This window comes from Streptomyces sp. NRRL WC-3549, from assembly GCF_000721935.1.
In the GTDB taxonomy this organism is placed as follows: Bacteria; Actinomycetota; Actinomycetes; order Streptomycetales; family Streptomycetaceae; genus Streptomyces.
Genome location: NZ_KL585414.1, coordinates 77,276 through 87,068 on the forward strand (window position 1 = coordinate 77,276; position 9,793 = coordinate 87,068).

At 67.1% G+C, this 9,793-nt stretch carries 7 protein-coding genes and 6 pseudogenes; 7 read left to right on the forward strand and 6 right to left on the reverse strand.

Annotation, left to right across the window (positions count from 1 at the left end; all coding sequences use genetic code 11):
* Together IH13_RS0121615 and IH13_RS0121625 are read left to right on the forward strand one after the other, a co-directional pair.
* A pseudogene (locus IH13_RS0121615) lies at nucleotides 1-432 on the forward strand (hypothetical protein); the annotation flags it as partial.
* A 431-nt stretch (nucleotides 433-863) separates the two neighbouring features.
* A complete protein-coding gene (locus tag IH13_RS0121625) occupies nucleotides 864-1,757 on the forward strand; it encodes a DUF1963 domain-containing protein (protein WP_031086915.1) in 894 nt (297 codons plus the stop codon).
* Nucleotides 1,758-1,815: 58 nt separating this feature from the next.
* Here the strand turns inward: IH13_RS0121625 and IH13_RS42585 are convergent.
* Nucleotides 1,816-2,024 (reverse strand): annotated as a pseudogene (locus tag IH13_RS42585) (IS5/IS1182 family transposase); the annotation flags it as partial.
* A 264-nt stretch (nucleotides 2,025-2,288) separates the two neighbouring features.
* Between IH13_RS42585 and IH13_RS38045 the strand changes: the two are divergent.
* Nucleotides 2,289-3,492: pseudogene (locus tag IH13_RS38045) on the forward strand (IS110 family transposase).
* 25 nt (nucleotides 3,493-3,517) lie between these two features.
* Here IH13_RS38045 and IH13_RS41020 read toward each other — a convergent pair.
* Nucleotides 3,518-4,116: pseudogene (locus IH13_RS41020) on the reverse strand (transposase family protein); the annotation flags it as partial.
* A 404-nt stretch (nucleotides 4,117-4,520) separates the two neighbouring features.
* Between IH13_RS41020 and IH13_RS0121640 the strand changes: the two are divergent.
* Nucleotides 4,521-5,048, forward strand: coding sequence for a GNAT family N-acetyltransferase (locus IH13_RS0121640; protein ID WP_031086917.1), 528 nt, complete (start codon nucleotides 4,521-4,523; stop codon nucleotides 5,046-5,048).
* A gap of 9 nt (nucleotides 5,049-5,057) precedes the next feature.
* On the opposite strand, the pseudogene IH13_RS41025 reads toward IH13_RS0121640, so the two are convergent.
* Nucleotides 5,058-5,861 (reverse strand): annotated as a pseudogene (locus IH13_RS41025) (IS5 family transposase).
* 257 nt (nucleotides 5,862-6,118) lie between these two features.
* The gene (locus tag IH13_RS0121650; protein ID WP_234433350.1) at nucleotides 6,119-6,823 is read right to left on the reverse strand and encodes an OBAP family protein; all 705 of its coding nucleotides are present in this window, start codon (nucleotides 6,821-6,823) and stop codon (nucleotides 6,119-6,121) included.
* A gap of 817 nt (nucleotides 6,824-7,640) precedes the next feature.
* Here IH13_RS0121650 and IH13_RS0121655 point away from each other — a divergent pair.
* On the forward strand, nucleotides 7,641-8,204 hold the full coding sequence (locus tag IH13_RS0121655) for a DinB family protein (RefSeq protein WP_031086921.1): 564 nt from the start codon (nucleotides 7,641-7,643) through the stop codon (nucleotides 8,202-8,204).
* 112 nt (nucleotides 8,205-8,316) lie between these two features.
* Here the strand turns inward: IH13_RS0121655 and IH13_RS44810 are convergent, their stop codons facing one another.
* On the reverse strand, nucleotides 8,317-8,823 hold the full coding sequence (locus IH13_RS44810; RefSeq protein ID WP_234433351.1) for a transposase family protein: 507 nt from the start codon (nucleotides 8,821-8,823) through the stop codon (nucleotides 8,317-8,319).
* Between the two features lie 268 nt (nucleotides 8,824-9,091).
* Complete coding sequence (locus IH13_RS44815; protein WP_234433352.1) at nucleotides 9,092-9,310, reverse strand: hypothetical protein; 219 nt, start codon at nucleotides 9,308-9,310, stop codon at nucleotides 9,092-9,094.
* On the opposite strand from IH13_RS44815, the pseudogene IH13_RS41030 reads away from it, so the two are divergent.
* Both IH13_RS41030 and IH13_RS38060 read left to right on the forward strand, forming a co-directional pair.
* Nucleotides 9,269-9,481, forward strand: a pseudogene (locus IH13_RS41030) (IS5/IS1182 family transposase); the annotation flags it as partial. The gene IH13_RS44815 and the pseudogene IH13_RS41030 overlap by 42 nt on opposite strands.
* 61 nt (nucleotides 9,482-9,542) lie before the next feature.
* A complete protein-coding gene (locus IH13_RS38060; RefSeq protein WP_158791254.1) occupies nucleotides 9,543-9,755 on the forward strand; it encodes a transposase in 213 nt (70 codons plus the stop codon).
* Nucleotides 9,756-9,793: the final 38 nt, after the last annotated feature.

Here is a 9,793-nt window from a genome sequence, read left to right on the forward strand (position 1 = left end):
CCCTACAACTGCTCCTTCCGCGGAGCCGCCGTCACCGCCAACCCCGACCTCGCCATCCGCGTGCGCACCCCCGAGAACATCATCGGCGAGCTGGACCAGCTGCACGACGCGTACGGGGTGACCGCCTTCCGGTTCGTCGACGATCTGTTCCTCGGGGTTGGCCGGGTCATCGACGAACAGATGGACGCCTTCACCCGGGACCGGATCGGCGAGCGCTACGTGTGGGACGCCACCGGCCGCATCAACGTCCTGGACCGGCTCGGCGACCGCGATCTCGACCGGCTCGTGCGGAACGGGTTACGCGAAGTCGCCCTCGGCATCGGCTGCGCGGGCAGGTGGGTGCCGCTGCCGACCGTGCCGAGGGCCAGGCCCGGCAGGGTCATACTCCTGCCCGCCTGCCGGACAGCCCGCTTCACGAAAGCGCGAGGTTAGGCGACGCCACCGGGAGCCGATCCGACGACGGTGACCTGCGAGAAGGCCGGAGAGATGTTGCAGAGCGCCGCTGGACAGATCGATACGTTGGGGTCTCCCCTGCTCGAACGAAGTTGAGAGCTTGGGGAAGGGTAGACAAGCACGCGAAAGCTCCTGGCGGAATGGTGATCTTGGTCGTGAACCCGTCTACCAGGAGCCTTCTTCATGCCCGCCACCGGGGCTGCCACTCCAGCCCCCATCAGGTTGGACGAGGCTCACTGATCACGCTCCCAGAGAGAAGATGCGCAACATCACCTTGGAGCTGCGCGGCTTCCTGAGGCGGATCCGCTGGGACAGCCCACGGTGACCGACGCTCGCCATCCACAAGTGCAGCCCGTTCCCGTCAACGCCCTCGTGGCACATCCGGATGGAAGGGTTATATCTTCTTGGGCATGGATCATCAGGGGGAGTTTCGTCGGGCAGCGCTTGAATTGGGCGTTCCGGACGACGAGATCAGCAGGTTCAGCCGGCACCTTCGTTTGGCGATCGGATTGTCCGGAGGAAGTGGTGGCCCTCCGGTCGGCCACATCGGTGGGTTGCCCCGGCTACCGGTGGGCATGAAGTGGCCGTCCGCCGGGGACATTCCGTTGCCGTTGCTCTTTTCCGTCGATTGTGGGGCGCTGCCAAGAGTCGACGGATTTGGCCTGCCGCCGGATGGGACGCTGCTCTTCTTCGTGAACCAGGAGATGGATCACGAGGTCAGTTCGGGGAGGTACGCCCGAGTCGTTTATGTACCGGACGGCACTGAAACCGCTGTCGCAAAAGCCCCCGGCTCCGTGTGTGTGCGCAAGCAGTTCAGCGTCTGCGCCGAGCTCAGAGCCGAGCTGCCCCTTTGGCTCCAGGAGGGTGATGAGGACGAGGACTGGCACCCGTACTGGGAGGATCTCGAGTGGGACGACATGTCGTCCTTCCAGCGGCAGTTGGCCCGTTACATGGAGCGTGACCTCCCGCACCTGGACGAACTTCGAGCTCTGGCCGACGGCCTCTGGCCATCAGGCACCGGCGTCCTCATCGGCGGGTATGCCGATGACGAGGTGATCAACAGCATCGCAGAGCAGGCCCTCGCGGGACGCGAGAAGGAAGGCGAGATCCCCGCCATCCCGATCGCAAAATGGTATTCCCGCCTGGAGGAGGAAAAACACCAACTGACGAATGAATGGATATCGCTCGCCAGAGAACTTCCGGAGTACGAGGCCTACTGTACGAGTTTCGTAATCCGCCACGACGACTTGGTCGCCGCCCGGGTGGACAAGACGCTGGCCGTGACCCACTTCGAGGCCCCGTGACCAGATGCGACGCCCCTCTACAACAGTGGGGCTGGCGAGCGCTGAGCCTTTTCCATCGTCAGCCTGGGCTGGTCAGGCGCAGGGTGAGAACAGCTTGAACAAGGGTCGAGATGTAGGTGGTCGAGCAGCGGAGCCTGCCGAGAAGCCGCTGGCACTTGAGGGCAGCGACGGCCTGTTCGACCAGGGCTCGGATCTTCACGTGGAACCGGTTGACGGCCTGCTGGCAGCGTCTCCCACCGGCCCGCGGTAGGCAACACGGACCGTGCCCCGCGTTATGTTTTTCGCGGTCCTGCAATGGGGCCGCTGGCCTCCGGGTCCGGCATAACTATGTCCCCCTGGCGAACGGATGACCGGGGGGGGTGGTGTCACCGGGTCCGGGAGGTGCCGTCGGAGACGCTGATGAGAGGTCCGGCCACCGTCCGGTCCGGCGCAATGCCGGACGGTTCGCGGGCGGCAGGTCTGCATAACGTGGATGCGCGCGTACGACACCGCTGCCGAGGCCGGCACGTTCAACTCGCCTGGAGGAGCGCGATGTCCGAAACCGAAGACGAGGGCGTGTTCCTGGGCCTGGACGTCGGCAAGAGCACCGATCACGGGCACGGACTGACTCCGGCCGGAAAGAAGGTCTTCGACAAGCAACTGCCCACCAGCGAACCGAAGCTACGGACCGTCTTCGACAAGCTGACCGTGAAGTTCGGCACCGTTTTGGTGATCGTGGACCAGCCCGCCTCCATCGGCGCTCTGCCCCTGGCCGTCGCCCGGGACGGGCTGCAAAGTCGCCTACCTGCCCGGCCTCGCGATGCGCCGGATCGCCGACCTCTACCCGGGCGAGGCGAAGACCGACGCCAAGGACGCCGCCGTGATCGCGGACGCCGCCCGCACCCTGCGCGCGCTGGGACTGACCGACGAGATCACCGCCGAGCTGACCGTCCTGGTCGGCTTCGACCAGGACCTCGCCGCCGAGGCCACCCGAACCAGCAATCGGATACGCGGCCTGCTCACCCAGTTCCACCCCGGCCTGGAACGTGTCCTCGGCCCGCGTCTGGACCACCAGGCCGTCACTTGGCTGCTGGAACGCCACGGGTCCCCGGCCGCCTTGCGAAAGGCCGGCCGCCGCAGACTCGTCGAGCTCATCCGGCCCAAGGCGCCACGCATGGCCGCCCGGCTGATCGACGAGGTCTTCGACGCACTGGACGAGCAGACCGTGATCGTGCCCGGGACCGGCACTCTCGACACCGTCGTTCCCTCCCTGGCCCGCTCCCTCGGCACCGTCCACGAACAGCGACGGGCCCTGGAAGCCCAGATCAGCACCCTGCTGGAGGCACACCCTCTTTCCCAGGTCCTGACCTCGATGCCGGGAGTCGGCGTCAGGACCGCCGCCGTGCTCCTGACCACCATCGCCAACGGAACCAGCTTCCCCACCGCCACCCACCTCGCCTCCTACGCGGGCCTGGCCCCGACAACGAAGTCCTCGGGAACCTCGATCCACGGCGAACACGCACCCCGAGGCGGAAACCGGCAGCTCAAACGGGCCATGTTCCTGTCCGCCTTCGCCTGCATGAACGCCGACCCCACCTCCCGCACCTACTACGACAAGCAACGAGCCCGCGGCAAAACCCACACCCAAGCCCTCCTCCGCCTCGCCCGCCAACGCATCAGCGTCCTGTTCGCCATGCTCCGCGACGGAACCTTCTACGAACCCCGCACACCGAACGACATCGAGCTCGCCGCATAACCCCAGCAACCCTGAACCACCCCATACCTGACAGAGGCGCCTTGACGAAGGACATAGAGGCCCCCCGCTCCTGAGTACCCCTGTCGGCCCAGCAGGCTATGCCGGCCCCTGCGAAAGCGTCGATGACACCCTGCTCGGGGGCCGCACGGATGTCATGAACGGCTCCGGGCCGGGCGGGAGACGCCCACACCAGCCTGCCGAACGGAACGGCGACGACCTGCACGTTCACCCCGTACTTCTTGCTTTTGCCCGAGCAGAACGGCCGGTCGGCGGCGATGCGGTCGATCGGCAGCAGCGGCCCGTCCAACAGGACGAACACCTTCATCGACGCCCGGATCGCATCAGCGGGAGCCGGAGCGAGGGCGGCCGGGATGTCGACGACCTCGGTGATGTGGCGGTAGGCGGTGGTAGTGCCGATCCCGAACCCGGCCGCGAGCTGGGCGTACGAATGACCGTTGCGGAGATGAGCGAGAGCGAGCAGAGCCTGCCGCTCGGCGCTCAGGCACCGCCATCTGTGCCGAGACGACGACACTGTTCCCGCAGGCGGGCGGCGAGGAAGCACAGGGTAGAGCTGGACACGACCCGCTCGGACGGGTGGAGGCATGCGAGGCCTCTGCTGGGCACGGGGTGTCCTTCGTCGAGAACCCACCCATCTACCAGGGGCTTCACTCGTCTGTCAGCCGAACTGGCCAACCCGGCCCGCAGGTGGAAAAGGCTCGCTGCCCCAAAGGCTGTCCAAGGCGTCCGCGCCGACGGCCACAAACCGGGCCGGTGGAGTTCCTGCCGTCGCGGACCGGGATGATGGGTCAAGCGTCGCTCTGGGCGGCCTCGACGCAGTCGCCGCCGGTGCTGCTGTAGGAGGGCGGGCGCCAGGCGGCCCCGCCGGTGACGACTTCTTCCATTCGGTGTGCGGCGGATTAACTGATCGTTTCAGAATGAAGCGCTTGGCCAGAACTGTCGGCTCCTGCGGCTCGCAGAGGCTGGCCGGTCTCATCCGACCCACCGCGAACCGCTACGAGGATCAGCCCATGTACAACAGCACCAGGATCCGCCTGATCGAGCCCACCGACGCCGCCCCGATCGCCGCACATCGGGTGCGGGACTTCGAGGCTTTCCGGTCGTGGGAACCGGCCCAGCCGGCCGACTTCTTCACCCCGGAGGGCCAGGCGGAACGAATCGACAAGCTCCTGGCCGGATACCAGGCCGGCACAGTTTGGCCGGGCGCGGTAGTCGCCGACGGCCAGGTGATCGGGCAGATAACCGTCGGAGGCATACTGCCGCAGCCGCACCTGCGCCGCGGTTCCGTCGGATACTGGATCTCCAGCGTCGCCCAGAATCAAGGACACGCCGGCCAAGCCCTCGGGCTTGTACTCCAAGTGATGACGGACGAACTCGGTTTGCACCGTGCTGAGGCGTCCACAAACCTTGCGAATCTGCCGTCGCAACGGGTGCTGCGCCGCAACGGGTTCACCCCCTACGGCGTCGCGCACTCTTCGATCTTCCTCAACGGGAGCTGGCAGGACGGGCTGCTGTGGGAGCGCATCCTGAGCGACTGACTGATCGTGTCACAACGACGTCCGCAGGCGGCGGAGGCATATGAGGCTGCAGGCCAGTTCGAGCAGGCCCAGATGGAGGTCAGCACGTCTTTCGTAGCGGATGCGGAGTCGTGTGAACTGATGAAGCCAGGCGAAGGATCGCTCGACTACCCAGCGGACCTTGCCCAGTCCGGAGCCGTGGGCGACACTGCATCGGACGATCACGGGTTTGATACCGCGTTGCCACACCAGGCGCCGGTACTTGTCGAAGTCATAGCCCCGGTCGGCATACAGTCGCCGAGGCTTGCGCCGAGGGCGTCCCCGCTGGCCCGGATCGGGGCAACCGCGTTCAGCAGGGGCGGAAGCTGAGTGATGTCGTGCCGGTTGCCGCCGGTGAGCGTGATGGCAAGCGGGGTTCCGTGCCGGTCGACGATCAGATGGTGCTTGGAGCCGGGGCGGGCCCGGTCGACCGGTGAGGATCAACGTGATCCCCCCTTTTAGGGCCCGGATGTGCGAGCCGTCCACGGCACAGTCGTCCAAGTCCAGCAGGTCGGCGCGGCGCAGTTCGCCCAGCAGGGTGGCGTGCAGGCGAGGCCAGACACCGGCCTCGGTCCAGTCCCGCAGCCGGCGCCGGGCCGTCACACCGGAGCAGCCCACGCTCCCTACGGGAACGTCACGCCAGGCGACGCGGGTCCGCAGCACATACATGGTGCCAGCAAGCGCCGTTCGGTCGGGTACACGCAACCGTCCCGGATTGCGACGGCGCTGCCCGGGAGAAGGGGGCAGCAGCCGAGCCACCCGTTCCCACAGGCCGTCACCGAACGCAAGGCCCACAGCTCAAATCGTTCTGAAAACGATCAGTAAGAGGCCCGCCGCCGCGTCACCGAAACCCTCCACGTCCGCGACTGGAGCCACGAGTCCTGGATGCCCCAGCGGTCCAAGCTCGCCCCCGCCGACTACTTCATCCTCGGCCACCTCTTCTACCAGCCTTCGGCACTCGGTGGCCGCCTGCATTGAGAGCGCGCTGCACAGACCGCCTGTCCTCGGCGCTGTACGGCCCGGCCCCTGCGGCTGACACGGTGGGCGCGCTGTCAGCGCTTGAAGTCCGTCTCTTCGATGCGGGTCTGTACGGTCCTGCCGGTCTCCCACATGTTGGCACCCGGGACCACTTCCGGCGTCGGGATGTCCGCCCGGTTGTGCCGCTTGCCGGAGGTCGAGATGCCGAGCCTCTCGTCTCGGGCCTGGACCATCTCGTCCGCAGCTTGTCCGTCCTCGGTGAAGCCCATCATCAGCTGCGGGACACCGTAGGGGAAGTCGTCGCGGTCGTACTGCCAGGTATGGAAGGTCTTGCCGTAGGTGGTCACGAGGTCCTCGCAGTAGGCGTGCTCGGCCAGATCGGGGACACCGGGAGCGACCAGGCTGCCCGACTTCACCTCGTAGTGATGGCTGTGCCACAGCCGTTTCTCATCTTCGGGCAGCGAGCGGAAACGCTCCTCGCTGATGATGTACTCGATGCCGATCAGCCGGGCGTCGGGCGCGTTGCGGTCGAAGATCACGCACTGGTGCAGGTCGTGCTGAAGGTGGATGCAGAAGTGCGTCGCCTCCACCTGCCGCCCCATGTCGTCGGCGTACATGTGGAAGCCATTGAGGTAGGTGCTCATCGCGTCGAGCGGGTACTTCGGCTGCATCCCCCCGGCCGCCACGTCGAGTGCGCGGTGCTTGAGTGGATGCCCCTTGCCGATCTTGCTGATCGTGGCCGCCTTACGGCCGACAAGGAGGCCGACCGCAGCTGTCACGCCTGCCGCGGCACCGATTGCGATGGATGCGGCCGTCCCTCGGCCGGGGCCGCGTGAGCAGTGCGTTCGCTGAATGGATGCCATGGGTGAGCCCGTGCCCGGTGCCCGGCGGCGGTAAACGGGCCGGGCACCGGGAGGACCGGGGTGGCCGTACGGTGGTTGCAACGTGCCCGGGCAAGGAGGCCGAGGAGGCGGGCACAGGCAGAACAGGAACACCGCGCCGGCGTTCAAGTCCACCGAAGCCGATCCAGCCCATCAAGGGCCCGGCCAGGCCGACGCCCACGGCCGCGTCAACGTTCACCGCGGTGTCGGTGGCGCCCCCGCGCTGCGGGCCGCAGGGACGGAGTGGCCTCGGCGAGCATTGCCGACCCTGCTACCAGGTTGAACGACCAGCCCAGCCCCCGGGCGCGCACCAGGGCGTGTATTGAGTCGTGATCACTGAGCCTCTTCGAGTTGACCACTGATCAGGTGGTGGTCGACCACGCGCAACAAGCGAGGTCCCTGGGTTGGTGATGGAGATCTCTGACGTCTCAACCACGATCCTCGGGAGCCTCATTGAGTTGCCGTCATTTCGAGCATGCAGGTCGCAAGCTCTGGTGTGGCGCTCGCTCGGGATACTCATGCTGGCTCCGGCGGAGGCTGCGGCCTTGATTGCCCGTCATGTCATCGGTCGAGGCCGAGCCGCTCGCGGCGGCGCGGCCCGAAGGGCACATCAGGCCCCAGCGTCATCTCCTGGTGCGGTACGTCTCGCGGCCCACGGCCGGTGACGCGTCCGCGAGGGGCGCAGCCAGGTCTCCGTTGTATGTAGTGTGCGGAAATGACAAGGAGCGAACGACTCGCGGACCAGTTGGATTGGTACTGGAGCAAGAACCTGCGGCCACGGCTGGAGGGTCTTACCGACGACGAGTATTTCTGGGAGCCGGTGCGCGGCTGCTGGAGCATCCGCCCACGCGGCACGTCGGCCGCACCGATGTCGGAGGGTTCAGGGGAATGGACGATGGACTCCGCGTCCCCTGCCCCGGTGCCTGCGCCGGTGACCACGATTGCCTGGCGGCTGGCGCACATCGTCGTCTCGTGCCTGGGCTATCGGGTCGGATGGTACTTCGGCGGCCAGGACTTCGAGTCCGAGGCATTCGCCTACGCGGGGACCGCTGACGAGGCGCTGAATCAGCTCGATGAGATGTACGGGAGATGGAACGCGGGGGTCCGCGAGCTCTCGGACGCTGACCTGGACAATCCGCCCACGGTGGGTCCCGAGCGGTTCCCCATGGAGAACAGGGTCCTGCACGTCAACAGGGAGCTGATCCATCACGGCGCCGAGATTTCCCTGCTGCGCGACCTCTACCGCTGGCAGGACGGGGCCGTACCGCGCCGGATATGACTGAACTTTTGTCATCGTGAGAGCTCGAGGTCCGAGAGGACCAGGAGAGCGCGCAGAAGATCGGTGGCGCGAGCGGGGTCGGTGCGGAGTTCGGTGAGGATGCACCAGGTCTTCAGGTGGGCGTAGTCGTGTTCGACGGGAGCACCGCGGCGGCCAGGATCCGGTTGGCCTGCTTCTCTCTGCGGGCGAGCTTGCGGGCGCGGATGGCCTTGTAGCCGGTGACGATCACCGGGGCGTCGCTGTCGTCGGTGAGGCCGAGGGAGCCGAGGCCGGCCGCGCGCAGGTGGGTGAGGATATGGTCGCGGCGGGCAGCGGTGATGTCGTGGGTGCGGCCGGGACGGGCTGCGGAGGGCCAGATCAGGCGGCCGTTCTCGTCGGTGAGGGCGAGGAAGTGTAGGCCGTGACGGCGGTGTTCGCCGGAGTAGGTGGGCCGGTTCGCGGCGCCGGTGCGGCTGACGTGGGGACCAAGGTGCCGTCGATGAGGACGAACTCGCCACCTCGTTTCGCGATCTTCTTGCATGCGCGGTCCAGGCGGGGTGCGCGGGCGGCGGGCAGGGATATCAGCTCGTCGCGCCGCGCGGCGCACGGTGGTGTCGCCGACGGCGTTGCCGCCGGCCATGTCGGCGATGGGCTGGTCGACACGGAGCACGGCGAATACGATGATCGGATCCGTCCGGGCGGCAGGGCTCGCCAGCTGGAGCCGATCTTCTTCAGGTGGCCGCCGCTCAGCAGATCGGTGCAGCATTCGTTGGTTCTTCGGGACACCGGCAGGCGGCACTGGTAGACAGGGAAGCCGGTGTCCCCGGCGGGCTCGTTGCTCCTCTTCATGCACACGTCGACCCAACGGCTGCCCGGGGGCATGCCGGTTACGGGCGCGGCCCTCGTCCCTACGGTGCGATCTGGAAGCGTCCGTCAGGCAGTTTGCGCAGCCGGCCCCGCCCGACGGACTTGCTCAACTTGCCGCGCAGCGGCTCCAGTCGGCCCTTCGCCTCGACCTCGAGGCCAAGCTCGACGCCGACGTCCTCGACCCGGATGGGGGCCGGGCCCCGGCATTCCGCACGATCGGGATCAGCGAGTCCACCGCCCACGCCGACGCGGTCATCCACCTGCTCGCCGAAGGAGCGCCGGGCCTGCTGACAGTCTTGCGGGAGGCCGATCCCGACTCGGTCCTGCTGGAAGGCGCCCTCGCCGAGTGCGACCGCGTCGGCGGCTCACGCGCGGACTACTCCCACAAGCACCGTCGGCACAGGGTGAACGTGCAGGTAAAGCTTCCCCCCTTGATTTGATCGTGGACACCTGGAGATTTCGATCTTGAGGTTCCAGAGGACGTATCACCAGGTGAAAAGCAAGTACACGAAGCAGTACACCGAGGAGTCCAAGCGAGACGCGATCGCACTCGTCGATTCCTCGGACAAGACGGCTACGGCCGTCTCCCGGGAGCTCGGGATCAGCTCAGAGTCCCTGCGCCGTCGGTACCGCCGAGCGAACACGGACCAGGACCAGGACCAGGGCCAGGGCCAGGGCCAGGCCAGGGCGGGTCCGGTGAGCTGATCAGCGCCGAGCGCGAGCAGCTGAAGCGGCTAAACAAG